The 26,392-nt window shown below is 42.5% G+C and carries 26 protein-coding genes and 2 pseudogenes; 22 read left to right on the top strand and 6 right to left on the bottom strand.

From position 1 onward, the window contains the following. Positions 1–37: 37 nt before the first annotated feature. The 10 genes and pseudogenes from NYR53_RS17200 (at position 38) to NYR53_RS17155 (ending at position 6,718) form a co-directional block, all read left to right on the top strand. A complete protein-coding gene (locus NYR53_RS17200; protein WP_261300491.1) occupies positions 38–1,297 on the top strand; it encodes an FAD-binding protein in 1,260 nt (419 codons plus the stop codon). A 70-nt stretch (positions 1,298–1,367) separates the two neighbouring features. Continuing rightward, positions 1,368–1,532, top strand: coding sequence for a hypothetical protein (locus NYR53_RS17195; RefSeq protein WP_261300490.1), 165 nt, complete (start codon positions 1,368–1,370; stop codon positions 1,530–1,532). A 46-nt stretch (positions 1,533–1,578) separates the two neighbouring features. Next, positions 1,579–2,373 carry a hypothetical protein gene (locus NYR53_RS17190; RefSeq protein ID WP_261300489.1) on the top strand — a complete coding sequence of 265 codons (795 nt, stop codon included), beginning with the start codon at positions 1,579–1,581 and terminating at the stop codon, positions 2,371–2,373. 162 nt (positions 2,374–2,535) lie between these two features. After that, complete coding sequence (locus tag NYR53_RS17185; RefSeq protein WP_261300488.1) at positions 2,536–3,072, top strand: histidine phosphatase family protein; 537 nt, start codon at positions 2,536–2,538, stop codon at positions 3,070–3,072. A 34-nt stretch (positions 3,073–3,106) separates the two neighbouring features. After that, on the top strand, positions 3,107–3,544 hold the full coding sequence (locus NYR53_RS17180; protein ID WP_261300487.1) for a hypothetical protein: 438 nt from the start codon (positions 3,107–3,109) through the stop codon (positions 3,542–3,544). Between the two features lie 65 nt (positions 3,545–3,609). Beyond that, positions 3,610–3,978 carry a hypothetical protein gene (locus tag NYR53_RS17175; RefSeq protein WP_261300486.1) on the top strand — a complete coding sequence of 123 codons (369 nt, stop codon included), beginning with the start codon at positions 3,610–3,612 and terminating at the stop codon, positions 3,976–3,978. A gap of 56 nt (positions 3,979–4,034) precedes the next feature. Continuing rightward, positions 4,035–4,283 (top strand): hypothetical protein, encoded by a 249-nt coding sequence (locus tag NYR53_RS17170; protein WP_261300485.1) that lies wholly within the window; start codon positions 4,035–4,037, stop codon positions 4,281–4,283. 439 nt (positions 4,284–4,722) lie between these two features. Beyond that, positions 4,723–5,172 carry a VOC family protein gene (locus NYR53_RS17165; protein WP_261300484.1) on the top strand — a complete coding sequence of 150 codons (450 nt, stop codon included), beginning with the start codon at positions 4,723–4,725 and terminating at the stop codon, positions 5,170–5,172. A 142-nt stretch (positions 5,173–5,314) separates the two neighbouring features. Continuing rightward, positions 5,315–6,172 (top strand): annotated as a pseudogene (locus tag NYR53_RS17160) (aldo/keto reductase). 174 nt (positions 6,173–6,346) lie between these two features. Continuing rightward, on the top strand, positions 6,347–6,718 hold the full coding sequence (locus NYR53_RS17155) for a hypothetical protein (RefSeq protein WP_261300483.1): 372 nt from the start codon (positions 6,347–6,349) through the stop codon (positions 6,716–6,718). Between the two features lie 359 nt (positions 6,719–7,077). On the opposite strand, the gene NYR53_RS17150 is transcribed toward NYR53_RS17155, so the two are convergent. Beyond that, complete coding sequence (locus NYR53_RS17150; RefSeq protein WP_261300482.1) at positions 7,078–7,989, bottom strand: LysR family transcriptional regulator; 912 nt, start codon at positions 7,987–7,989, stop codon at positions 7,078–7,080. 384 nt (positions 7,990–8,373) lie between these two features. Between NYR53_RS17150 and NYR53_RS17145 the strand changes: the two genes are divergently transcribed. Continuing rightward, on the top strand, positions 8,374–8,952 hold the full coding sequence (locus NYR53_RS17145; protein WP_261300481.1) for a DJ-1/PfpI family protein: 579 nt from the start codon (positions 8,374–8,376) through the stop codon (positions 8,950–8,952). Positions 8,953–9,595: 643 nt separating this feature from the next. Then, positions 9,596–10,714 carry an alkene reductase gene (locus NYR53_RS17140; RefSeq protein ID WP_261300480.1) on the top strand — a complete coding sequence of 373 codons (1,119 nt, stop codon included), beginning with the start codon at positions 9,596–9,598 and terminating at the stop codon, positions 10,712–10,714. A gap of 208 nt (positions 10,715–10,922) precedes the next feature. On the opposite strand, the gene NYR53_RS17135 is transcribed toward NYR53_RS17140, so the two are convergent. After that, a complete protein-coding gene (locus NYR53_RS17135) occupies positions 10,923–11,369 on the bottom strand; it encodes a MarR family winged helix-turn-helix transcriptional regulator (protein ID WP_261300479.1) in 447 nt (148 codons plus the stop codon). Positions 11,370–11,654: 285 nt separating this feature from the next. On the opposite strand from NYR53_RS17135, the gene NYR53_RS17130 reads away from it, so the two are divergent. From NYR53_RS17130 to NYR53_RS17110, 5 genes are all read left to right on the top strand, one after another. Next, positions 11,655–12,209, top strand: coding sequence for an NADPH-dependent FMN reductase (locus NYR53_RS17130; RefSeq protein ID WP_261300478.1), 555 nt, complete (start codon positions 11,655–11,657; stop codon positions 12,207–12,209). Positions 12,210–12,557: 348 nt separating this feature from the next. Further along, entirely contained in the window at positions 12,558–13,964 is a 1,407-nt protein-coding gene (locus tag NYR53_RS17125; protein ID WP_261306411.1) for an MFS transporter, read from the top strand. 107 nt (positions 13,965–14,071) lie between these two features. Then, positions 14,072–14,554, top strand: coding sequence for a DinB family protein (locus NYR53_RS17120; protein ID WP_261300477.1), 483 nt, complete (start codon positions 14,072–14,074; stop codon positions 14,552–14,554). Between the two features lie 304 nt (positions 14,555–14,858). Further along, positions 14,859–15,113, top strand: coding sequence for a MarR family winged helix-turn-helix transcriptional regulator (locus NYR53_RS17115; RefSeq protein ID WP_367618673.1), 255 nt, complete (start codon positions 14,859–14,861; stop codon positions 15,111–15,113). A gap of 112 nt (positions 15,114–15,225) precedes the next feature. After that, positions 15,226–15,591, top strand: a complete 366-nt coding sequence (locus tag NYR53_RS17110) for a DoxX family protein (RefSeq protein WP_261300476.1) — start codon at positions 15,226–15,228, stop codon at positions 15,589–15,591. A 146-nt stretch (positions 15,592–15,737) separates the two neighbouring features. Here NYR53_RS17110 and NYR53_RS17105 read toward each other — a convergent pair whose 3' ends face one another. After that, complete coding sequence (locus NYR53_RS17105) at positions 15,738–16,583, bottom strand: enoyl-CoA hydratase/isomerase family protein (RefSeq protein WP_261300475.1); 846 nt, start codon at positions 16,581–16,583, stop codon at positions 15,738–15,740. A 1,139-nt stretch (positions 16,584–17,722) separates the two neighbouring features. Between NYR53_RS17105 and NYR53_RS17100 the strand changes: the two genes are divergently transcribed. From NYR53_RS17100 to NYR53_RS17085, 4 genes are all read left to right on the top strand, one after another. Then, a complete protein-coding gene (locus NYR53_RS17100; protein ID WP_261300474.1) occupies positions 17,723–18,268 on the top strand; it encodes a tyrosine-type recombinase/integrase in 546 nt (181 codons plus the stop codon). Between the two features lie 268 nt (positions 18,269–18,536). Then, positions 18,537–18,950, top strand: coding sequence for an NUDIX domain-containing protein (locus NYR53_RS17095; protein ID WP_261300473.1), 414 nt, complete (start codon positions 18,537–18,539; stop codon positions 18,948–18,950). Positions 18,951–19,029: 79 nt separating this feature from the next. Then, a complete protein-coding gene (locus NYR53_RS17090) occupies positions 19,030–19,308 on the top strand; it encodes a hypothetical protein (RefSeq protein ID WP_261300472.1) in 279 nt (92 codons plus the stop codon). A gap of 323 nt (positions 19,309–19,631) precedes the next feature. Beyond that, positions 19,632–19,901: a hypothetical protein gene (locus NYR53_RS17085; RefSeq protein ID WP_261300471.1), complete on the top strand. Its 270-nt coding sequence runs from the start codon at positions 19,632–19,634 to the stop codon at positions 19,899–19,901. Between the two features lie 240 nt (positions 19,902–20,141). Here NYR53_RS17085 and NYR53_RS17080 read toward each other — a convergent pair whose 3' ends face one another. Next, positions 20,142–21,497, bottom strand: coding sequence for a catalase (locus tag NYR53_RS17080; protein WP_261300470.1), 1,356 nt, complete (start codon positions 21,495–21,497; stop codon positions 20,142–20,144). Between the two features lie 680 nt (positions 21,498–22,177). Here NYR53_RS17080 and NYR53_RS17075 point away from each other — a divergent pair. Continuing rightward, on the top strand, positions 22,178–23,752 hold the full coding sequence (locus NYR53_RS17075; protein ID WP_261300469.1) for an S-layer homology domain-containing protein: 1,575 nt from the start codon (positions 22,178–22,180) through the stop codon (positions 23,750–23,752). A gap of 60 nt (positions 23,753–23,812) precedes the next feature. On the opposite strand, the pseudogene NYR53_RS17070 reads toward NYR53_RS17075, so the two are convergent. Further along, positions 23,813–24,263: pseudogene (locus NYR53_RS17070) on the bottom strand (NADP-dependent phosphogluconate dehydrogenase); the annotation flags it as partial. Between the two features lie 989 nt (positions 24,264–25,252). Next, positions 25,253–26,344 (bottom strand): GerAB/ArcD/ProY family transporter, encoded by a 1,092-nt coding sequence (locus NYR53_RS17065; protein WP_261300468.1) that lies wholly within the window; start codon positions 26,342–26,344, stop codon positions 25,253–25,255. Between the last annotated feature and the right edge of the window lie 48 nt (positions 26,345–26,392).

Here is a 26,392-nt window from a genome sequence, read left to right as displayed (position 1 = left end):
TTAATTAATACAGATACTTACAAAGGAGTGTGAAGATGTGGAAAATAATCGTAACTGGGCTGGAAACTACAGGTATAGCGCCTCTGAACTTCATGTTCCTGCAAACGTGGAACAAGTACAACAATTAGTGGCTCACAGTAAGCAAATAAAGGTGCTTGGTACGAGGCACTCGTTTAATAGCATCGCCGATTCTACCGAAAGCCTTATCTCGCTTCAGAATCTTAACCAAGTGATAGCATTAGACCATGCGAACAATAAAGTAACGGTTGAAGGTGGAATCCGGTACGGAGAGCTTTGCCAATATCTTCATGTCAATGGCTATGCGCTTCACAATTTGGCTTCGCTACCGCACATTACCGTTGCTGGTGCTTGTGCTACGGCAACGCATGGATCTGGTGATTGGAATGGCAATCTTGCTACAGTGGTTGATTCTATGGAGATCGTCCAAGCTAATGGGGACTTGGTCGTGTTCTCCCGCGAACAAAAAGTCGGAGGCATCGAAGGTGCGGTCGTTGGACTTGGAGGATTGGGCGTAGTTACTAAAATTACACTGGATGTGATCCCCACATTTCAAATGAGTCAGTATGTATACGACAATCTGTCTCTGGTGCAACTTAAAGAGCACTTTGACAATGTTTTCTCAAGTGCTTATAGTGTCAGCCTATTCACCGATTGGAAGAATGCGAATTTCAATCAAGTCTGGCTAAAGCGGAAAATGACAGAACAATCCTCTGATCAGCCAGAACCTGAGTTTTTTGGCGCGAGAATAGCATCCTCACATCGGCATCCAGTACCAGGACATACAGCGGAAAATTGCAGTGAACAGATGGGCATCCCAGGACCATGGCATGAACGGTTGCCGCACTTTCGTATGGATTTCACCCCAAGTGCTGGAGAGGAGCTACAAAGCGAGTATTTCGTGCCGCGACAAGATGCCTATCATGCATTGTGTGCGCTTGATCGCATACGGGAGCATATCTCGCCACTCCTTTATGTTTCCGAGGTTCGCACCATTGCAGAAGACAATTTGTGGATGAGCCCTTGTTACAAACAGGAGTCGGTTGCTATTCATTTTACATGGAAACCGAACTGGGAGGCAGTCAAACAAGTGTTGCCGATTATCGAAAAGCAACTTGCGCCTTTCCAGGCTCGTCCACATTGGGGGAAGCTGTTTACCATGCAACCCACTCAATTGCAGTCTCTCTACGAGAAACTGCCTGACTTTCGGCAACTTCTCCTTCAGTGTGATCCTCAAGGAAAGTTCCTTAACGCCTTTTTGAATATATATATGATGTAAGACTAAGGGCATTCTACTTGCTTAGGTTCGTGGGTAAAGTGAAATTTAAGAGAAGACTTTCGTAAAAGGTATGATAGATACACAAAATAAGTCTGCTGGTTTTGCAACGGGGACTGCTATGAAGTTGAATATCAGAGAGCCAGTGACGAATTATCGTGCAGGGGAAAACGGCCGGCCGTATTTGATATCGCGCCTCGTTCCGCTAACGGGCAGGATTCTTCAAGTGATACATTGAAATATAAAACGAATATTTAGAAGTATTATGCTAGAAGGGTGAAGAAATGGTGCTTTCCAAAGAAATACTATATTCATTTAATCTTAGTGGGGATATTGTGCCATTGAGTGGCGGACAGAATACATCAGTAAGAGTCAGTAATGCTGTATTAAAACCTGTGGATGACATACATCATTCTGAATGGTTACTGAGTATTATTTACAATATAATCCCTCAAGGTTATAGAGTATCAAAGCCTATTAGAAGTAAATACGGTACTTTTGTAAATAGAGGATGGGCTTGCACTCAGTATGAGGTAGGTAAGGATGTAAAAGGGCGAATAGAAGAAAAACTTCTGGTATCGAAGTTATTTCACCGTGACCTATCTTCCATTGATTTTCGGAACTTCCCTCATACTGATAATCCTTGGTCCAAGGGTCATCGTATAGCATGGCAAATAGATGAATTGCCAGGGGAATTACCGAGAGAAACACAAGAAATTATTAATAAATTACTAAGTAGGGTACGCTTAAAAGAGCAATATAAAGTGCAGATTGTTCATAGTGATTTGTCGGGAAATATTCTTTTTGACCATGTTTTGAGTCCTTTAGTAATTGATTTTTCTCCAACAATTGCTCCAGTAGAATATGCAGAAGCCATTTTAGCTTGTGATTGTATAGCATGGCAAGGAAGCAATATTTCTGAGATAGATCTGCTACCAGATAATGAACTATATAAAGAGATGATTATTCGAGCTATCATTTTTCGTTTATCTGTTTCCGCTATATTTTCAAAAGGTGATTATCTTAAATTTTGCCAAGAGTATCAGGCATTCAAATCCATAATAGAGTATATAAAGTAGCATTCAACTATTGAACTCCCTCGGAAACTTTAGCTGAATAAAGACAGACAACAAAGCAGGTGCTATGGCGACCTGCTTTGTTCATTTTATTAAGGACAGGTTATTCTAATCTCTCCGTCGAATGAATGTAATGTGTTATTTCAAAATTATGGAGATGATTTTTTGAAACTATATGTTGTGAGACATGGTCAGACAGAATGGAACTATGAAAATCGAGTTTGTGGAATAACTGATGTCCAGTTAACGGATAAAGGTGAAGAACAAGCAAAAGAACTTTCTAAAATAGTATATGAGAAGCAAATCGACATCATTTTAACTTCACCATTGTCAAGAGCAGTTAAAACAGCTGAAATACTTTCAAGAGCCATTAATAAAGATATTGTTATTGACCACAGACTTGTTGAGCAAAACTATGGGGAATTTGAAGGAACTAGTCGTGACAACCAAAATTTTAAAGAAGCTAAAAGGCATTTTTCGAATAAGCTTTCAGGTGGGGAGTCAATTTTACAATTATCACAAAGAATTTTTAATGTTCTTGATGAAATTAAAGAAAAGTATTTAAATCAAAATGTCTTAATTGTGACCCATGGTGGTGTCTGTAGGGTAATTAATGCTTATTTTAATGAGCAGACCAACGATGAATTTTATCATTTTCATATAGGGAATTGTGATTTGAAAGAATATCACATTAATAGATGAGATAATTTTGGATTCAACTAACGCAAAACTATAGTTGAACAAACTAAAAAGGCTGCTGCGTGCAGCCTTTTGTGCTAACGGGCAGTTTAGTGCAAAACTTCACTATAAATGCGGTATAATTTTGTCAGAGGTGACGGCGGTGAAGACGGATAAAGAAAAATTGATAGCGGTGATATATAACGATGCTTCAAGAGATGACGAAATTGACGATGCCGTTATGGATTTATCTAAATTTGATGACGATGATGTGATACAGATTCTTATGGAAGTAGCAAATGATGCCTCATTCGATAACATGATACGAGCCAGTGCAGGAGAATCTTTAGCAGATATATGGATAAGAAAAAGTATTGTCGACTATAAGCAGTTAGCAAGTCTGACAGAGATTGCTTTGAAAGAAGCATTGGCACTGATTAAATCCAAACGTGCTGATTGGTATACGACTTTTTCGGAATTATACCGACTAAAGTAAGGTGAATTTATAACCGAGGGACGGAAAACAAGTGTTTAAAATTACGGGAATATGAGGTGTAATTCTTGAATAAGATTTTAAACTTCAGTTTAATTACCGAGCAAATTAATAATTTTATTTGGTCGAATTGCAGTAAAATAAATGAATTTCGGTACTTCATTACACAAAATAAATACTATGAAGACATTTCAGTAATTGAAATTACTTTTGAATACACAGGATTGGATACTTATCTAATAAAGACTCAATTTAAGGAACTGGGAAGCTATGAGATTAGTTCAGGAGGTCTAATATTACAGTTAAGTTTATTTCAGGTTACTGATATTAGAGATGATGGTTGGAGTGAATTGAACTATAAAGCTTGTGATTATGAGAGTGAAAACATTGAGTTATTTTGTAAAGAAATCGAAGTGATTTCTCTGGAGAAATTGTAAGAGTTTTGCGTTACAGGGATTAAGCTAACGCAGAACAAATGTAAAGGGAGTTTTATATGGAACGGTTTACTATACTTGTCCAAGGGAAAAATTATGAACTAATTGTCGGTGAATACTACATCATAGATTACTTTGATGATGATATTAGTTTTCAGGGATTAGAAGCAAAGGTTGAAGACACGTTTTGGAAAGATGATGGTAAGACTTTCTTCTTTATTTGGGTTCCTGAACACAATGAGGATTATCTGGTATCGGACGTGGAAATAAGAAGCATATTCCTTAAGGGAGCAGAAAATTATGAATGAGAATGGTGATGACATCGACTCAAATAGAGAGAGAAATGAGTCAATAATCAATGGTTGTCTCATGGTACCAGTACTGTTTGTAATTTATTATATTTTATTTGGCAAAATTTACGGATTCATATACACCGAGCCAAAAGAAGGCTATGGAATGTTCTTTTTTCTGTTTACTAATCCGATTCTTTCACTATTTTCATCAATAATTACCGTGGTGATTTTCTATTCAAGAAAAAAGTTTTTGAAGAAATAACCTCGACAAAAAAGCTGGTACTGGACTAATCCAATCTATTCGAGGATTTTAGCTTTGAACTAACGTCGAACGTTAGCTGAATAAGACCCTGCAACAACTGCATACTTTATGACAGAGACGCTTAGACATAAACTTAATTGAGGACAGCTTTAAATAGAGATGATGACTTCTAATTCATAAGGAGATAAAACTATGACAAAAAATAAAGTACTACGAATGGACAACGTCCTTATCGTCGTTGACGACCTCGAAGCCGTTAAAGCCTTCTTTCTCCAGCTCGGATTCGAGTTGGAGGGCGAAACGAGCGTCGAGGGCTCCTCCGTAGATCGTCTCATTGGCCTTCAGAACGTCCGTGCTACCCTCGTGTTTATGCGCACTCCGGACGGACACGGACGGATCGAGCTGGACAAGTTCCACACGCCGGATGCGATTAGAACTGGGCCGGAGAGGGCTCCGATAAACGAACTCGGGATCCGCCGCATCATGTTCGCTGTCGATGACATCGATGACGTGGTCGCGCGCCTGCTTGCCCATGGCGCCGAACTGGTCGGCGAAGTGGTACAATACGGGGACACGAATCGACTCGCCTACATCCGCGGTCCCGAAGGCATCATCGTCGGATTGAGCGAGCAGCTCAAGTAATAAATCGGTAACTGTTACGCTAACGGTGAACTATAGTTCAATAGACATCTAAGAAGGCTGCCGACAGCATAGAGTGGCAGCCTTCTCAGCTAATTAGATTGTTAAACTATAACTGAATAATAACGTTCTAAGGAGGATTGTTATGCTATTTCGTGAACTGGGCAAAACGGGGATAAGTATTCCTGTTATAGGCCAAGGTACCTGGAAATTTGGTGAGGATAAAGATCGGGAGTTAGAAGAAATTGAAGCCTTACGTTTCGGAATAGCAAATGGGCTAAAGTTAATTGATACTGCTGAAGAATATGCAAATGGCGGAGCAGAAAAAGTTGTAGGTAAGGCAATACAAGACATAAGAAAAGAAGTCTTCCTAGTGACGAAGGTTTCTGCTAGGAATTGTTCTTACAAAGGTGTTCTAAGCGCTGCTGAGGCAAGTCTGGATCGTTTAAAGACAAGTCATATCGATTTGTATTTACAGCACTGGCCGAGTGATCAGTACGATGTTTCGGAAACAATGGGGGCAATGGTTGAACTAGTGAACAAGGGGTTTGTTAAATATGTTGGGGTGAGCAATTTCTCAATTAATCTAATGGAACGGGCCCAATCCCATTTAGGTAAAGTACCATTGGTTTGTAATCAAGTTGGATACCATTTGAATGATAGAAGTATTGAGAGTGACGTTTTGCCCTTTGCTAAGGAGAATGGGCTTACGATTATGGGATATTCACCATTTGGGTATGCACCAGGTGTATTTGGTATGAAGGGTTTCCCTAGGATCGGATCACAGGAAAGAAATGTATTAGATTCAATAGGGGTAAAATAAAGTAAGACTGCTCATCAAGTGGCATTAAATTGGGTGTTAAGGCAGGAAGGATTAGTTTCTATCCCCAAAGCGTCGAATAAGGAACACATCATAGATAATCTAAATGCATTGAACTGGGAGTTAGAAAAAGAAGATCTTGAACAGATAGAGTTTAACTTCCCATTCGGCGGAATAAGTTAAGCTAACGGAGAACGTTTGTTCAATACACAGTAAATGGGAGGCTGCCGGCACGATCGGCAGCCTTTCGCTCTCCTAACGGGCAGGATAGTTCCAATATGTGGTATATTTAGGTGGGGTCACAATTCATAAGCTCGAAACAATGTCCTTATAAGTTTTAAGGTGGGAGTTGGTTTTTTGTCGAAGAATTTGAAAACCATTGTATTCTGTTCCATCGCCATTTTATTAATCGCTTCATATTTTTTGAGCATTGGACTAAAAGACAATGACAAGGAAATTGAAGAAGCTGTTTTATCTTTAAACCAGCCGATGACAAAAATTGTTCATATTGAAGCAGTAGAGAATAAGAAAGCTATTGCTTTTTATGAATGGGGAACAGCACCCGATGATTATTTTGGGATTGCGATATTAAAGAAGGACCTTTTTGGTTGGCACTTTAAGGGTGGTTCAACTTCGGCATCACCAAAGGAATATAAAATAGGATGGTCTTTTAGTGACTTAAAAAGGGACTTTTCAAATTACACAGACATTCTCTATGGAAAAATATGAGACGCCGAAATCGTAGACGTACTTGTTAATACTAATGATGGTAAGCAATATTCAGCAAAAATCATTGGTGATAAAAACGATGATAGGTATTGGTTCTTAATAACAGATGGAGTAAACCTTATGGGTTCTACTGTTACAGCCCGTTCTCAAACTGGAAAAATAATCGAACAGATACCAAGATAAATATTGATCGTTGAACTAACGCAGAACAATAGCGTAATAAGTATAGCAACTAAAAGGGAGTTGCCGAGGGAGCTCCTTCGCCTTTTTCGCCGTTATGACCGTTAAGGTGAACCCTACCATAATAGATTTTGTTGGGGAAAGTGCGGGAGTGTTGATGAGAGTGTGAGTCTATCCCCTCATGGAATACCCGTACCTAGATACTTTTCTGCATAACGCATAAAAGTATCGGCTGCCGGCGAGAGATAACGTCCCTCGAAGGAAAAGATGGCCACCGAACGAGATAGAGGAAGATCCAGTGGGATAATCGAAATAGATGGCCCTGGCGTCTCTGCCATCAGCCTAGGGAGTATCGAAATCCCGAGGCCTTCTGCCACCAGTATCCGCGGAGAAGCGCATTCGTAGGTAATGATTGGCTCAAAACCCTCTCTGATGCACGCCGCATATACAAGTGAACGTAACCTCGATCCCTCTTTAAAAGATACAAACGATTCTTCTCTTAATTCCCGGATAGAAACCGCTTTATGTTTCTCGAATGCATGACCCTTAGCAACGGCAAGAACTAACTCGTCATTATACAGCGATTTCGCACAAATTCCAGATGGAGGATTTGAATCTTCCAACTGTGGAAGATATTTATCATCCCATTCATGTGCAAGAGCGAGATCCAATTCGCCCTTCTTAAGTGCCTCAAGAAGCGATCTGGTTGTATTCTCCCTTATAAATACTTTAATCCCCGGATACTCAATCCTGAAGGTTGCCAGCATTCGCGGTAGTCTGGTTTGCACTACGGATTCTAGCGCACCTACAGTTACCTTCCCTCTTAGCTGGTTGTTGAATCCTTTGGCGGAATCTTTGGCCCGTTCCGCCTCAGCTAATGTTTTTTCTGCACCAATAAAAAATATCTTTCCTGCCTCAGTAAGCGCTACACCGCGGGCAGAGCGGTTAAACAGCCTTACACCAAGTTCTCGTTCCAGGTTTCTGATTTGCTGCGAGATCGCCGGTTGGGCGACTTTCAGCCGTTCAGCCGCTCGTGTTAAATTGTTCAATCTCGCGACTTCAACGAAGTAAGCTAATTGTCTAAACTCCATATTTCGAGATCACCTAATTTTCAAGATATAAGTAAATCATATTGCTACAATAACATATATGTCTTTTTCTTATCAATTTAACTGTAGTAAAGTAATCATTAACAAAAGCAAGTTTGAATTTTCTTGGGAATGGAGGTCCAAAAGATGAAGCCGGCAATCATGAGAAAATTTTAAAAGTCGCGTAGTTCATAGGTTTTTCTTTTCTTTTAAAACAGTAAGCATTTAATAATCCTCCGTTTTCCTTATTGTTTGAAGCATCTGAGAATTAAATAGAAATTTTGTTATAAAAAAAGAAAAAAATTGGGAATTGTAAACTCATAAAGATGCGCTATACTAGGGATTTGGTATCGATTCCCAGAAAAAGGTGAGAGGGGCTGTTTACAAATGAAAATAGCTATCATTTGCTTTGATGATTTTACGGATCTTGATGTGTTCCTGCCTTGGGATTTGTTGAATAGAGTGCGATTGGTCGGTGGTATCGCCGATTGGGAAGTAAAGCTGCTGGGGACAGCATCTTCGCATGTGTCTATGGCGGGATTAAGAATCCCCATGCATGGGATGGTTGAGGAGGCGAATACATTGGATGCCGTCCTGTTCGCAAGCGGAAGAGGGGTGCAACCCTTGTTCAAGGACCCGGCTTATCTAAGCCGATTTCAGCTTTCTCCGGATCGGCAATTGATCGGATCCATGTGTTCGGGTGCTTTGCTCTTGGGAGCTTTGGGTTATTTGACAGGAAAGCGGGCTACCACTTATCCGACTGCAGCCGTACAGTTAGCCGCGTTTGGCGTAGAGGTCGTTAACGAGAGCTTTGTAAATAACGGTAACATCAGCACGGCTGCCGGGTGTTTGGCCGGACAAGATTTGTCTGCTTGGGTGATTGATTCTTTGATGGGGAATGAAATGACCCAGCGTGTTCTGGAGACGGTTCAGCCTGTCGGCCAGGGGCTTGAGATTACTTTGTAATTATGAAATTAAGGTTTTAAGAATAACCGCCAATCGGCGGTTATTCTTATTTATAAATTGCGATTGGGTATGGATATGAGGGGTTTATAAGGGGTATGGATATATGTTCTTGTCTTTTAATGATATATATTCTTGTCCAACGACATCATATGTGGATCCGTTTCAGAGGACGGAAATGTCCACTTTTTTGTGAAGATGAAGATTGGAGGATAGGGGGAAATGGCTTCGTTTTTTCATGTATACCGTTTCAAGCATTTACATTATCAGAGCAGAAACTCAAAGAAATAATTTTCCGGGGTCAGTAGAACGAGTGAATTTACGTCTGAATACGAAGCTGAAGAATTGGCAGAATATCTGCATTTTGCAAAGTGATATTTGTATTTATCTTTTTTAGAATGATCGTTCTTCATTTCTCTCTGTGCTTTGACAGATTTCTTCCTTCCTCCTTAAAATGTTGCACTTTTTAGAATGATCGTTCCTAATATGATCGACCTTTTGGTTTAATAATAAGGTCAGATTTATAAAGGAAAGAGCTGGGTGATGCTTTTTTAGTTAAAAGCTCGCTAGGCTGCGTGGAGTTCAACGAGCGCAATGCGATTAACAGATATTTACTAAATCATTTAATTTAACTGGAGGTACTATAATGAAACAACTATTCACTCCTTTCAGGCTTGGATCTTATCAACTGTCCCATCGAATCGTTATGCCGCCATTGACACGGATGCGCGCTGGTGCCGATGGTGTCCCATCTTCCCTAGCCGCCGCCTACTACAGTCAACGTGCGACCAAAGGCGGTCTGATCATTGCAGAAGCAACACAGATTTCACAGGAAGGACAAGGTTATCCGCAGACCCCTGGGATCTATACTCAGAATCAGGTTGCCGGTTGGGAAACCGTCACGGAAGCTGTTAAGAAGCAAGGCGCAATATTCTACCTCCAATTGTGGCATGTGGGGAGGATTTCACATTCCTCGCTACAAAGAGATGGAGCCCTTCCGGTGGCACCGTCTGCGATCAAAGCGGCTGGCAATGCCTATACAAGTAGTTGGAAACGCGAACCTTATGAAACACCGCGTGCGCTGGAACTGCATGAAATTGAGCAAATTGTAGCCGATTATCGCAGGGCTGCGGAGAATGCTAAGCAAGCTGGATTCCACGGGATCGAGATTCACGCCGCTAATGGCTATCTTCTTCAACAGTTTTTGGAAGATAAGACTAACCAACGGAATGACCGTTACGGCGGCTCGATTGAAAACCGTGCGCGCCTTCTTTTTGAAGTACTCGATGAAGTTGCAGAAGTCTGGCCGAATGAATGTATCGGTGTTCGGCTATCGCCTTTCAATGACGTCGGCGATATCGCTGACAGTGATCCTGAGAAGCTGTATACGTACGTGATCAAGCAATTGGCCGAGCGAGGTATTGGTTATTTGCACCTAATCGAGCCACAGGTTCGTTCTGGTCTGGTCGAGGAAATGAATCATGAGGCCCCATCATCTGTGGCAACGATGTTTCGTCCATATTTTTCAGGACCTTTGATCGTGTCGGGAGGATTTGACGCTGATACTGCAGAGCAAGCGCTTGCGGCTAGAACGGCAGACCTCGTTGCCTTCGGACGGGCATTTATCGCGAATCCCGATTTGCCGAAGCGCTTGAAGCTTGGTACGCCACTAAACATGCTTGATAAATCTACAATTTATGGTGGCTTTGAGCACGGCTACACCGACTATCCTAGCATCGACGATATCGATAAGAATACTAAATGATAAAACTGTAGGATGATAAAAAAATTGACTGAATAAAGTAACTACCGGAGAACGTTTCTTTAACAACAATGCATGCTGTCACACAATTAGTGACAGCATGCATTGTTAAATTCGGAAATTTTAGGGAGACTCTAGATGTTCTTATGTATGCTTGACTGACGGTGTGCCATTAAGCGAGGATCGAGCAGGATAGCTTAAGGATTTATCATTATAATTTCTGTGCCCCTATTCCTATTTTCTTCAATAAACCAATGAGTTGTTCTTTCTCTTCGTTGTTCAGAAAGGAAAAATTTTGAGAGATCGTTTCCACATGTTTTGGGAAAATTTCATCAAATAGAGCCTTGCCTTGTCCGGTCAGTATGGCATCACTCGCTCTCCCATCTTGGGGGTTTGGCTGCCGCTCGACAAATCCTTGCTTGACTAATTTGTTAACTACAAAGGTGATGCTTCCGCTCGGAATGGAAAATTTTTCACTAATTTTTTGAAGGGTATGAGGACCTTTACTATAAAGCAATTCCAGAATTCTAAAGGTTTCAGGACCAAGATTGTGCTTTGCAACATCTTTCCCGATGTTGATAGATACAGCTTCGTAAGCTTTCGCAAAAATACGTAACAATCTTAAGTCCAATTCTTTTTGTTCCTCTTTGAAGTTCATAAATCCGTCTCCCCCTTATCAGGCCGAATAGTCCTATGTATATTTGTATGCTAACAATAGGATAGGATTAATGGTTTGTCAATTTCACGGCTCATTTGACAAACAACTACAATAATTATATGATATAAATATCCTAATTATAGAGTTTATTAGGTTTACTTTTATGGGAAAGGAGTGAATACCACGGTTTTTTAAGGCGGAGTTAAATAGACATCCAATAATCAGGAAGCTTCTCAGGGAAGTGTGAATGAACCACTAAAATTGAAAACAAATGGAGGAATTACAATGTTAAACATAGGAGTTATTCTTGGAAGTACACGCCCAGGACGCAACGGTGAAGCAGTAGCCCGCTGGGTGACCGATGTTGCAAAGAAACGCAACGATGCTAATTTCGAGCTTGTGGATCTTGCCGATTACAATCTACCGTTGTTGGACGAACCGATCCCTGCTGCAATGGGCCAATATAGCAAGCCGCATACGATTGCTTGGTCGCAGAAAATTAATTCCTTTGACGGCTTCGTATTCGTTACACCGGAGTATAATCATGCAACTTCCGGCGCTTTAAAGAATGCCATTGATTTTCTTTTTCATGAATGGAAGGATAAAGCAGCAGGCTTTGTCGGCTATGGCGGCACCGGCGGCGCACGTGCAATCGAGAATCTCAGACTCATCGTCGGAGAGCTCCATATGGCCGATGTACGCGCACAAGTAGGGCTTTCGCTTATGACAGATTTTGAAAACTTTAGCGTCTTCAAGCCTGCTCCTCATCAGGAAGCTGCAGTCAACGCGATGCTCGACCAAGTTATCGCTTGGAGCGGCGCATTGAAAACATTGCGTTGAATCGATCATGTTATGTAGGGCAAATTAAGAATGACAAAAATGCAAGTTGTATCCTTTAGTATGCGCGTGGTACTGGACATTATATTCTTAATTCACAGAGTAGCTAAGTTTCAAAATGGGAATTGGCAACGTAGCAGTGGCTGAGCGATCGAAAGTTTCTGTTGATCGTATATTAATGAGAAGTAGCAACGTTTAACTATATTGAACGTCGGTGGTGCTCCCACTTCCCGCAGGCATAACACGATAATGTCCACCTGCGGCTCCTGCGGATTGTGATTGTGATGAAAACGCCGCAGCTGCATCGGAACAAAGCAAACGGGAAGAAAGGAAGCGTTAGAGTTGAATAGAGTGGAGAAAGTGGAGAGAATAGACAGAGAGAACCATACAAGCCATGATGTATCAGAAGTCAGGAAAAGCATCCTATGGATTTATTACATCTTTTTTTTCTCTGTCCTGAATGAATCAGTGTTTAATGTATCTACACCTAATATTGCCAAGCAGTTCACGCTGAACCCGTCTGAAGTCAGTTGGGTCGTGACGGTCTTTTTTATCGTCTTCGGCGTGGGGATGGTTGTGTTCGGAAAATTGTCCGATATCTTCAGCATTAGGAAACTGATTACGATCGGAATTATCCTTTACAGCGCAGGATCGGTTATCGGCTTTGCCCTTCAGGCTTGGTACCCCGCCGTCATTGTGGCCAGGGCGATACAAGGAGCAGGCTGTGCGGCGATCCCTTCGCTCGTCTTCGTGATGGTTGCCCGATATTTCTCGGCGGAAGAACGGGGCAAGATTTTCGGCATCATCACTTCGACCGGATCCTTCGCGATCGGAATTGGGCCGGTACTTGGCGGTTTTATCACTGAATCGTTTCAATGGGCTTACCTGTTTCTCTTCCCTCTTCCCATCGTTGCAGCCATCCCTTTCTTCCTGAAATATTTTCCGAAAGAGGGGCGCAAAGCGGGCAGTCTGGACATCATCGGAGGGGTGCTGCTCAGCATTACAGTAGCTATGCTGATCCTATTTACCACAGAAGGACATTGGCTTTATTTGGCTGGGGCTATGGTTGGACTATTCCTTTTCATTGTTCAAATCCGCCGGGCAAAAGAACCGTTTGTCGATCCTTCCTTGTTCGCGAATTCGCGATATCGAAACGGTCTCGTGATCGGTTTTCTCATTTTCGGATCCGTATTCTCGGTTTTGTTCGTCATCCCGATCATGCTTAATAAAACGTACGGTGTTGACGCAAATACCATCGGTATTGTCTTGTTTCCCGGAGCTTTCAGCGCCGTTCTTTTCGGCAAAGTCGCCGGTAATTTGACTGTCAAAAAAGGGAGCCACTTCGTTAATTATTTGGGGCTATGTTTGCTCGCGGTCAGTTTTCTGCTGCTATCTTCCGTCATTGGGCTTTGGGTAGGGTACATTGGTGCCGCCCTCATCTTGATGTACATCGGATTCTCCTTCGTACAGACGGCGTTGGCGGAGAGCGTTACGAAAATTTTGCCCGTTCAACAAATCGGCATCGGGATGGGTTTTTTCAATATGATATCCACCATTTCGGGGGCTGTCATCACGGCTCTTGTTGCCAAAATGCTGGAGGAAAAGCTGCTTGCATTTCCACTGCATCCGCTCCTCACGGAATCAAGTACTTACTTGTACGGAAATTTGATTCTCATCTTCAGTTTCATCGTTGCGGCCAGCGCTCTGTTATATATCAACAGCTTAGGCAGAAAATCTCGGCAGCCTCACTACGATTGAGCGATGAGTTCAACTGGTATTAAAAACGATTAAAGATTAGAAAGGCGAAAACTACAGAGCGTAGAATATTCGCTTTTTATAAAAATAGTTAACAAGGGAGAATTACGATGAACGGACAAAAATTATTAAATCAACTTGAAGTGATTCGAATGATGACGATTAAATCCATTGAATCCATTACAGACGAGATTGCGGATGAAATGCCGACAGGGTATAAAAACACCGTCCGTTGGCATCTCGGACATATCGCTGCTTTTACCGATGTTTTTCTGAATAATTTCGTGGGTTTGTCCCCTTATTTGTCCGAAGAGCATATAGCTATGTTCAAATCCGGGTCGAAGCCTTCTGATTGGCAAGCGCCACCTCCAAGTTTGGAGCAGTTGGCATCCTTGCTAATAGGGCAAATGGAGCATATTAAATCGCAACTCGGAACCCGGAATCTTGAAGAAAAAGCAAACAAGCCATTGAACCTGTTCGGCACTGAAATGGAATCTATCGGAGAGGTATTGAATTTTTGCTTTTATCATGAAGGGCAACATCTCGGGCATATAAAATGTCGTACTAATTCAAGTCCATTAAAACGTGCATGAATATAACTCGATGATTTACCATTGTAAGGTTCACATTTAATAGAAAGGGTCGTCCCGCAAAGGAAGGCCCTATTTGTGGGCTTAAAAAATGCTGAAACACATGCAATGAGAAAATGAAGAATATGATTTCATGAAAGAATTAAATTGTTTCACGTTATTGAACTATTGCAGAACGAGAGTTAAGCGAATGTAACATAATTGAAATCTTATATTCATGTTGCATTAATGAATTAAGCCTATATGAGCTTAAAAAGACTTTCCGCACTGCGTAACAGTATAATACTGGTATAACCATAAACATGGAATAATTCCTCACGGTGGCATAACATATGTAGTCGATAAATTAGAGAAAAAAGGACTCGTGGAAAGGCAAGCAAGTGCTACAGATCGAAGGGGATCAAATGTCCTATTGACCGAAGAGGGAACTATTTTATTTAATGATATATTCCCTAAACATGTGACAACGATCTCGCAAAATTTGTCATTCGTAAGCGATGAAGTAAAAGAATTGCTCACTGCATTGCTAAAAAAAATCGGATTGGGCGCAAAAAATTTATAAATAAAATGCAGGAGAAATGTTGTATTGATGGCATTAGCAGTATTTATAGCAAAACCGTTATTAAGTTTGTATGGAACAAAATAATAGATCACACACAAGGAGTTATGTAATTATGAAGTGGACTACACGTATTGTACAGGGATTATTGATTGTTGGTTTTATTATGTTTGGCATTATGAAACTTACAGGGAATGCACAGCAAGTTGTACTGTTTACTGAAGTCTTTGGATACGCAAAAGGCTTTATGTATTTTGTTGGAGCTTGTGAGGTTTTGGGAGCACTAGGCTTAGCAGTTGGGTTTAGAAAGCCCAAAATCACTTTATTTGCATCGTTGGGGTTCGTATTACTGATGGCAGGTGCCGTGTTCTCCCATTTAAATGCAGGTCAAGGTATGTCAGATGCAGCACCAGCAATTATTCTTCTTATTTTAAGCTTATTTGTCTTGATTAGAAGTAGATTGACTATCAATTCAGTTTAATAAGAAATTGTGCGAGTGTTTGAAGATTTTGCTACCATTGATTTAATATCGAATGGTCGCGTTACAGCTACCTTATCTGTTCTTGAGGTAGCTGTGGCGCTTTTTTTAACGTAAAAATTCCAATCCAACTGCGCAGTCTTCGTCAACTATTGGCTTATTTCATTGTTGAAGTCGATTTCGCCAAGAACTTTACCGTAATTGAGTTCGAGATCGCTGTATGTGCCGTGGCCATGTTTAGTGAGGATAGGAATACGTTTAGGAGGACCTTCCCAATTGTAGGCACTGAAAAAGATTTTCATAGATTCATCAAGCTCCTGCGCAGTCGGCAAATCGTGACGAATGTTTACAAGATGCTTGATTTCGGTAATAGCTCGTTTATCGAAGGAAGCCACACGTTGCGCGAACCGTTCTACGAAATTTTCAAACTCAGCATCTGGGATCGCACGGTTGACCCAACCATAACGCTCGGCCGTAGCAGCATCGTAATCGTCGGCGCTAAGCGCGATTTCCAGCGCGCGAGCGCGGCCAACGACTCTTGGGAGTTGTTCCAGGCCGCCACCACCAGGGAACAGTCCGAGTCCGATTTCAAATTGACTTAGAATTGCTTTTTCCAAGCTGGCGAAACGAATATCTGTCGCAAGAACAAATTCCGATCCGATACCGCGTGCTCGCCCACGGATGGCGGAAATTGTCACAACAGGGAGTTTAGACAGTTGAGAAGCAAAATGAGCCCACGGCAGCAACCCGTCTGGACGAGGGGTCAGCAGGTTTTTCGTTCCAGCAGCCGGGGTGAAGTGAGAAATGAAGAAATCTGGATTTGCGCTGTCAAACACGATGACTTTAAGCTCTTGATCAGCCTCAGCCAGTTCCAAAAGCCTCATATACTCAGGGATTGTGTTATCATCAATCAAATTTAGAGGCGGATTGTTAAAAGTAACTCTCCAATAGTAAGAGTTTTTACGATCAATCGTTAGCTGCGTTAATTCGGACATCGTTCATACACTCCTAATTAATTTTATTTTTGATTAAAGTAAACTTGGATGGGGGCGAAGGAAGGATTGATTCGCAACTAACTTTCCCCGACACGATTGATGGTATTCTAAATCCAGAAATATGGGAGATATTTCCTGTGTCTTTAGTTACTTTTGACGCATATAACTTAGAAAACTTGATATCATCAAAAAAATGACTTGCCAGCGTAAATCGTGTTTTTTTTGTTTTATGGGATAAAGTTCTTGTCAAAAGCAAATGACAAGAACTTGAAAGTGTCCAAAAGATTAGCATCCGGCATCCCGCATGAACCTCAAAAAGTCCGAGACAGGATATCCCTATGAGGTCGACATAGTACTGTTGGCAAGATGAAATAAGGTTGTTTAATCTGAAATAAAGTTATTTAACCTGAAATAAAGTGGTTTAATGAAATTTACAGTTGTAAACAAATGTGATTAGGGTAAAAGCAGGGATATGAGGATAAGGGCAAAGAGTGACGCGTCATGAAGGCAAGAATTATTAAAGGTTTAAGCCACTCCTATATCAGCTTACTGGAAAGATCTCTTAAAACAGTAGGCGTGCGACAGCTGAAAAATTGTGTGATCTGTTGGGAAAGAATTTGGAAGTTATGTATCGGATTGAGTGATTGTGATGTGGACCTTTATTTGTGTCAAGTTCACTATTATTAATTGCCAGAAGGACTAATGGATAATCTCAACGTCGACAAAATGAGAAAGAAAGCATGTCATATCGAAAAACGCTAGCACAATAATAAGCAATAAAGATTAAACCCTCCCAATTCTATAAAGCTAGAGATACTAATACTTGGGAGGGTTTTTATTATGACATTGAAGGATTTATGGATGCTGTATGAAGCTGACAAAACGTATTCTGGGATTCAGTACGCATACAATGAAAGCATACTTTCTACAACTAAAAATGTTGGTCGGTGAACTGGGTGATCTAGGAGATTGAAGAAATCTCTATAAATTTGCTAAAAGACTACTTCGCTAGGGTATCAGAGCGGTTAAAACCTAGCAGCTTAGGTCATCGGATTCGATTTGTACGCTCCCTTTTTCGCTTTGCATTTGAAGAAGGGCATATCACACGGAATCCTTCTCTCAAGCTGAGAGAGCCAAAGATGGACAAACGTATTCCGAAATTTCTAATTGAGGAGGATGTTATTCATCTTAAGATTACCTGTCGATCTCACCGTGAGCATGCTCTATTGGAATTTCTATACTGCACGGGCTGCCGCGTTGGAGAAGTGCAGAAAATAAACATTGAGGACGTGAACTGGGAGAACTGTTCAGCAATTGTGAATGGTAAGGGTTCTAAACAAAGAGAGGTTTATTTTACTACCGAGTGTAAGGTTTGGTTAAAGAGATACCTGGAGAGTCGTGGAGATACCTGTAAAGCATTGTTTGTCACCGAAACGAATCCGACCCGTCGATTGACTATCCCAACAATACGTTGGTCTTTAAAAAAACTAGCACAGCGTGGGAAAATTACTGCCAGTGTATATCCTCATCGATTCCGTCACACCTATGCCTGTCAATTGCTAGATAACGGTGCTCCACTTGAATTTATTCAGGGTATGCTTGGGCATGAAAAAGCATCTACTACACAGATTTATGCGCAGTTGCGTGGAGAGCGCAGGAGAGAATTATATCGCCGATATTTTTAGGGAATTCATTTATTACTTCTTAATTAAAGGGCAGATATGCTCAATAAGAGCTTTCACATTTTATTACATAAAAAGGAATTTAAGTATTCCTCACGAATTAATTCGTTAACAAGTTGGATTTTACTGTTGCAATCACTAAGTTATAAACAATTGCCTTAAACCGATATTAAAAACCAATTTTCATGGGGAATTTTAGAGATGTTAAGCTTTATTACTGAATTACCAACAGACAAACCCATTGGAGGTGTGCATTGTGTCCCTATTTTAGATGATGGTTTGGGATCAGGAAGAGAAAGTATTAACAACAATTGGTGGAAGACTAGAACCTGGTGAATCAATAAATGAAGGCTTAGATCGAGAAGTAATGGAAGAGGCAGGGCTTGAAGTAACAGACGATAGAATTCCATTTGCAAGTTGGTGTTGGAAAGAGACCAACTCTTATATTGTTTACTTTTTAACACGAGTGAAGAAATTAGTAGAAATGCCTAAAGGATTTGAAAAAACGGGATATGTAATAATGAATTTTAGTACCGTAATTGAAATGATAAAGGCTATAGAAGGAAGAGGAGAAAGAATAGAAATTATTACAAGAGCGGGGATTTTAACTGTAACGGGCAGAATAATGGGGGGGGGGGACTATAGTACAATCATTTTAGAACGAGTGCGTGAATTAGGGGGTTAGGCTGAGAATTAAGATAAAAAAATATGGAACAAACGGACTAGGTCTCCTTAGTCTATACATTTACTACATCCTGCTGATTTTGTTTGTTACTGTTTCGCTAGTAGATACCCCAGAATCAATAGCGCTAAATAGAGAACATGGGATTGGTCCTTCTTCAGCCTTTGCTATCATGTTTTTAATGCTTTCTGGTATAGGTCCAGTTTTGGTTATTTTTCTACCTCTTCTGTCATTTTGGTTATGTAAAAAAGCCAAACAAAAAAGTAATCGTTTATCACTTATTTCAAAAGTAGTTCATGTTATTTTGTTATTTGCATTTGGGCTAAGGTTTATCCAACTTTCCTCTCTTATAGGCGGTTAGTTATTCAACACTTTAAATAGCAAACAATATTTACGAAAACAGCGTTACTTTGTGTTATTACAGTACGTAGAACAGAAGCTAAGTCAAAAGTGCTAGTCATTATTTTAACGCAGAACAATAGCGGAATAAAATCAAAGGCAGCTGGCCTGAATGTTCAGCTGCCATTGCTGTTGAAGTAACGGGCAGGTTAGTGATATAGGATCGTAACATTTCCGCTCACTTTTATGTCTATAATTATGGGGTGATTATTGTGAGCAAAATTTTTTTCAATTATCATGTTGGTGTTTACGATAACTGGCTGTTCATAGGCATCTTCTACCGCAGTGTCTAATAATGGTTTATATCCGAGTGCCATCGCATGGTATGATACGCTATATGGAGTTTCTGCATATGAAGTTGCTTCAAACGATATTGGAAAAGAATTGGGAGAAATCAAGCGGATTGTAGTACCAATGCCCAAAAACAATGGGGATTCCAATGATAAACTTGGGAAGTTGTATGAATTAAATAGTAAGCAACACTTTGAGGCTCTCGCACTAGAGTCAAATGGACATTATTTTGAGGTGCATGTTTTAGGACCGTTAAATCATTGAGCTAACGGAGAACGATAGCTACAGTCGGCTATGACGATCGGCTGCAGCTTCTGCGCTAACAGGTGGATAATGATTAACACAAGGAGAAGACAATTGAATAACCAGGGAGCAGATCGCCGCGGCCGGCAGCTGCTCCTTTTTTCGTTGAAGTAACGGGCAGGCTAACCGCTTTGACTTGCAATCATAACCTTATATAAAGAAAGAGCCGTATTTGTTGTCAAATACGGCTCTTTTTGGTTTTCAACCCCTGGTCATTCCCTGGATGGCCCGAGAGACCCGTTCTCCAAGCTCGGCAGAAGCCTTGTACAGGTAGCCGAGCACGATGTTTTGCGTTTCGCGCGAGACTTGGGCAAGATCGCCGGTTAGGTTCGCAAACAAATGCTCTTGCTGCAGCGGCGCAAGCGATCGGTAGAACTCACCCGCCTGCATGAAGTCATCCTGCTTCGGGATGTCCGTACGCTCGAGGCGGCCTTCCACGAATCTTCCGTTGCCGCTGGTCACTTGGGAGTCCGGCGACCAGTGCTGCTGATGATTGATCGGAATGCTGCGGAAATCCGGACCAAGCCGTCGCCGCTGCGAATCCCAGTAAATGTTAGAGCGCCCTTGCAGCAGTTTATCGTCCGACAGCTCTGCGCCTGTCAGCAGGTTCGCAGGGGAGAAGGCCAGCTTCTCGACCTGTTCGCTATAGTTATCCGGATTGCGGTTCAAGACCAGTCTGCCGACCGACTGCAGCGGATACTGCCGCTCATCCCATATTTTCGTATCGTCCAGCGGGTCGAAGGGGAGGGTGGTCTCGTCTTGAGGGTTCATCAGCTGCACGTAAAGGCCGTATTCCACCGCTTTGCCCGCCTGCAGGGTATCGAACAAATCCTTAGCGGCATAATCGGGATTCTCGCCTGACAGTCGGGAGGCTTCTCGCTGATCGATGTACTGAATGCCGGCAAGAGGCATCCAGTGATATTTGACGTAGGTGCGCACGCCTTGCGCGTTTTCCCAGACGTAGGTATTGACGCTGTGGCCCGGGATGTGGCGAAGGCTTTTAATCGTGCCGACGTCAGAGTATAGCCAAAGCACGAAGTTGGTGGCTTCCGGCGCCCGGGCGACGAAGCTCCAGAACCGCTCCGGCTCGGTTAGGTTATTGACGGGTGAAGGCAGGAGGGAGCGGATAAACTCCGGAAAGCGGATGGCGTCCCGGACGGCGAATACCGGGATGTGGTTGCAGACCAGATCGAATACGCCCTGGTCCGTGTAGAACTTGGTGGCGAAGCCGCGCACGTTGCGGGACGTATCCGGCGTACCCCGATTGCTGACTGCAAGCGAAAATCTGACGGTGACGGGGACCTGCTGGCCCGCATTTTGCATGAAGCACAGCTGCGTGTAGGCCGTCATCGCGTTTACGGTCTGGAAGTAGCCGAAGGCGCCGCAGCCCTTGACATGTACGGGTCTCTCCAGCGGTTTCTCATGGATAAACGTCTCCAGTGTTTCGTGGAGCATGCTATCCTGCTCCAGCACGGGGCCGCGACTTCCAACCGTCTGCGAGTGTTCAACATCCGGGAGCTCCCCCGGGCAGAGGCGATTTCCTGTGTTCTCGTTCATCTCTTTACCTCCCAAGCCGCACTATAAATTGTATGGACATATTAAGGTATGAGGCGCTTGGCTATGAATATGACAGTGATCAAAGCATGAAAAAGGCACCCCGTGTGGGGTAACTTACGTTATTCCGCCAAAACATGAAAACGTCCAGTTGAATGTAATTTCCTAAATTGACGGCAAGGCTTTTTTAAAATGGATAAAAGGAAAGAAGCGGAAAATTTACTGTTATTATAAGGGGGGCATTATAATTGAAACAGTCCATTTCAAAGAACAATACGATTTCGAACCTAAACTTGTCTAAAACGACATTGCCAACGGCTAGCAGTTTTCGAATGATGAATACGAGTGCCATTATGCAATTGCAGCAAACAATTGGTAATCAGGCCGTTATGAGTATGTTACAACCGAAGAAACCCGCAAAACGGAGAAGGGAATTAAGACCAATAGGAAACGTTTCAAGATAGTGGCAAGGAAATAATGGGATGTTAAGCTAACGAGGAACTATAGTTCAATCACGACATGATGGCAGCCGGCACGATCGGCTGCCTTTGTCTGTTAACGGGCAGTTTAGCACAACAATTCCCGAAAATTTACTGCAAACGGCAGTTCATTTTTTTTGCAACAATTTCAACCAATCATACGTTTGAGGTACTGTAAGCGAAAACTCAACGAGGTGATAGAAAGTGAAATCCCGTAAAAAACTTCTTAGCTTATCCGCTGCCGCCGTATTGTCCCTTACCTTAGCTGGGCAAAGCCTTGCTGCAACTGCAGCTTTCACCGATCTGGACCAGGTTGCGGCCAAAGATAAAATTATTTCTCTACAATCGCAGGGCCTCGTATCGGGTGTCAGCAATGACCTGTTTCAGCCCAATGCTCCTCTTTCAGCTGCGCAAGGCATTCAATTGATCGTCAAGGCGCTTGGTTTGAACTTAGACGCTATCCGATTTGTAAAAGCGCCGCAGGCCACCGACTATTTTGCAAAAGCAAAAAATGACGCATGGTACTCGCAAAGCTTCATTATCGCGGCGAATAACGGCCTGAAGCTTCCTGCCGATCTCGATCCGGATCAGAAATGGACGAAAGCGACTTTCACCAAAGAATTGCTTCTTGCGCTTGACGGTCATAGCATTTTGCACATGATGAAGCTCCCGGTAATCGAGATTAAAGACAAGGCCGAAATTGCCCTTGACGATCTCGGTCCGGTCCAAGCCGCTATTTACAAAGGAATTGCAACGCTCGACGCCAACGGCAATTTCCATCCGAAAGCGGAGATTACACGCGCGCAAGCCGCTGAGATGATTTTTAACGCGCTTAAATACATCCACCCTACTCCGCATCAACCTTCAGCGCCTTCATCCAACGACACTCCAAGGGATGGAAGCAGTCAACCGATGATCCCAGTCGGTGGACAAACGGGTCAAGTAGGCCAAACCGTCTATGAGAATACCCAATATGGCTTCCGTTTCACGCTGCCGGACAGTTGGAAAGGGTACACGATCGTAACGGACAAATGGGAGGGTCTTTCCGTAGGCGATGCGCAAGGCGATAAGGTCGTAGAAAGCGGCGCGAAACTCAGCATCCACCATCCCGAATGGACTGCTGAACAGCCTAGACAGGATATCCCTATTCTCGTCTTTACTGTCGACCAATGGAATGAGCTTCAGCAGGATAAGTTCCACATCGGCGCAGCGCCTATCGGACCAAGCGAACTGGCGCGCAATGACAAATACGTGTTCGCACTTCCGGCGCGCTATAACTTTGCCTTCCCTGATGGCTACCAAGAAGTGGAGGGCATCTTGAAGAGCAATCCGATTCAACCGATGATCCCAATCGGCGGACAAACGGGTCAAGTAGGCCAAACCGTCTATGAGAATACCCAATATGGCTTCCGTTTCACACTTCCGGACAGTTGGAAAAGGTACACGATTGTAACGGACAAATGGGAGGGTCTTTATGTAGGGGATGCGCAAGGCGATAAGGTCGTAGAAAGCGGCGCGAAACTCAGCATCCGCCATCCCGAATGGACCGCTGAACAGCCTAGACAGGATATCCCTATTCTCGTCTTTACTGTCGACCAATGGAACGAGCTTCAGCAGGATAAATTCCACATCGGCGCAGCGCCTATCGGCGCAAGCGAACTGATGCGCAATGACAAATACGTGTTCGCACTTCCAGCGCGCTATAACTTTGCCTACCCTGATGGCTACCAAGAAGTGGAAGACATCTTGAAGAGCAATCCAATTCAACCGATGAAGTAATCAATCTTACAAAAAAAGGTTACCCTTTGCCGTATACGGCTTAGGGTAATCTTTCTTTTTTTACTTGTCGCTATCCATCCACTGAAAGTGGAAAGTGCCTTCGCGGTCAACGCGCTTAAACGTATGCGCGCCGAAGTAATCACGCTGCGCTTGCAGCAAGTTCGCCGGAAGTTTTTCCGACCGATTGCTGTCATAATAGGCCAGATCGGAAGCGAAAGCCGGAACCGAGATGCCGTGAGTGACGGCGATGCGACCACTTTCCGCCAAGCCGCTTGGCTGCTGAAGTAATCGTCCAGGAACAGGTTTTTCAGTTCCGGATCGCCGTCATACGTGTCCTTGATGTTTTGAAGAAAGCCTGCGAGGATAATGCTGCCGCCACGGAAGATCATCACGATGCTGCCATAATTCAGATTCCAGCCGAATTCATCGGACGCCGCGCGCATTTTCGCGAAGCCTTGGGGCGTACGAAGCGATTTTCCTTCGCGAACAGCGCTTGGCGAACTCCTTCGAGTTTATCGGAAGTACTGCAGATGAGTCATTTCTGCTAAATGGGATAGATATATTTAAGAAAAAATGGGAGAGCTCGGGTGAGACGGCTACGGTAATAGACCCAATATACAACGTAAAAAAGAACTTTACCATTTGGTCAGTTAAAAAAGAGAACGACGAAGTAATTACCTTTGCAGCTGGAGAATTTTCAAACTGTATTTGGGGGATATACACCAAGGGCTAGCTTAAACTACGAAGCTGCCGGCACGGTCGGGCAGCTTCGTTACGTTAAACGGGCAGTTATGCGTAATAAAGTGTTGGATTTATTTGGATGGTTATATATATTTACATGAGTTATGCACTTCGTGGTAATACCTGGTAATTGAGTTTCCTAAACGGGGATGTATCTGACGCGGCTATTGAAATCCCTATTGGCACGATAGGTGCAAAGAATGTGTTGCTGATTTATCACCACAATACCGATTCATGGAATGTAGTAGATTTTCAAGGACATCCCGTGGTGGACCGTAAGCCTCGGGGGATGTTACTCCGAGACCTATTATCTATGGCACATTTCTAACCAGCTAATAGTTTATCCAACATTTTTCTCTTAAGTTCTTAATGAGTAAGTCCTACTGTTAAATGGGCATACTTAATAACCCTCCGTCTAAAGCATATTTTCATAGTCGGTAAATTGAGGAGAGAAGGATAGCTTGAAAAAGAAATAGAATTAGCATTTATAATCTCGCCCACTAGCATGCATGGTGTCACGGGAAAGGAGGGGCACTTTATCCGATGAGAATTGGCGTAGTGGAAGATGAAATGACGATGCGAAGGGGCATTGTCGAGAAGCTGCAGGGTAGTTCAAATTTATGCGTTGAACGTTACTCATCAGCATTCCTGATATGGTAAGGAGGAAGCGATGGGTAACAAATAAAGGGATGGAATTAACAGAAGAACAAAAGAAAATGTTTAAACAAGATGATGCTATTCTACTTAGTGACGACTAGGCTAGGATATTGCTGCGGGTTTCCGCCGCTTAATCATGGAAACGATCCATAATAGTAGGGGAATCCCGATCGCGCAAACCGGAATCACAATTAATCTCCATAGTTCTTGCAACACTACAATTGTAGACTCATTCGGAATTAGGAGCGCAATAATAAAAATCATCGGTACGCTGAACCAGATCATTTTCCGCCAATTTCTTGTCTTGCTCAAATTCGCCAATTCATAGCTGGTAATGAACAAATAAAAGGAAATTTTAGCAAATACACCGAAAACCCATATGAAAACAATGAAGATATCGAGATTTTGAACGAAATTAAAAATATTAATGGATCTGACAAGCATGAAATAAGGAAATCTCAATTTGGCCGATACACTGGGTCCAAACACAAGCAGCACCATAATAGTTGCTGTAAGAACCATGAACACCGTAATACCTACGCTTAGCATGGACGTCGAAAGCGCCTTTTTAGGATTTTGCATAAAAGAGACGATGACCAATAACACAAACGTTTCTCCGAAGAAGGAAGCAGGAGCATACGACGCTTTTATAATATTTCTCCATCCTGAATCGGAATAGACCGGTAACATTAGATGCCATTCTGTGTTGCCTACATTCAATATTAAGCTGAAAATAAATACTAAAATCGTAATGGGACCGGCTATTTCGCAAAAACGGCCTATTCCTGTAATTCCTGTCGAATAGGTCATATACGTCATTAAACCCGTCATAAGCAGCATGATGATCCATACCGGCGTATTGTTGAGCAGAATCAGATGGATAAAGTCGGCAAACGAACGCAGTACATCACCGGCGAGGATATACCACGCGGTGAAATACGGAAGGACGATTATTCTCCCGAGCCATTTGCCCAACAATTTCTGGCTGAATACCGTCAAGCTTTGATTTGGGTGAAGTAGACTCAAACGAACAACTAAAAAAGTTATAGCTGCGGCTAGAATCCCTCCAATGATAATGGAAAGCCACGCATCCTGGTTGGATATTTCGATAGCTGGCGAAATTCGCAACCAGACGGCCATGACGAATTCAATCGTTACGATTGTACAAATCATTTGCCACCCTGACAACTTCACAAGTAATTCCCTCCTACTCGACATTATTACAATTTTTTCATCATATAC

Source organism: Paenibacillus andongensis (genome assembly GCF_025369935.1).
Classification (GTDB): domain Bacteria; phylum Bacillota; class Bacilli; order Paenibacillales; family NBRC-103111; genus Paenibacillus_E; species Paenibacillus_E andongensis.
This window is presented reverse-complemented; position numbering and strand designations above follow the sequence as displayed.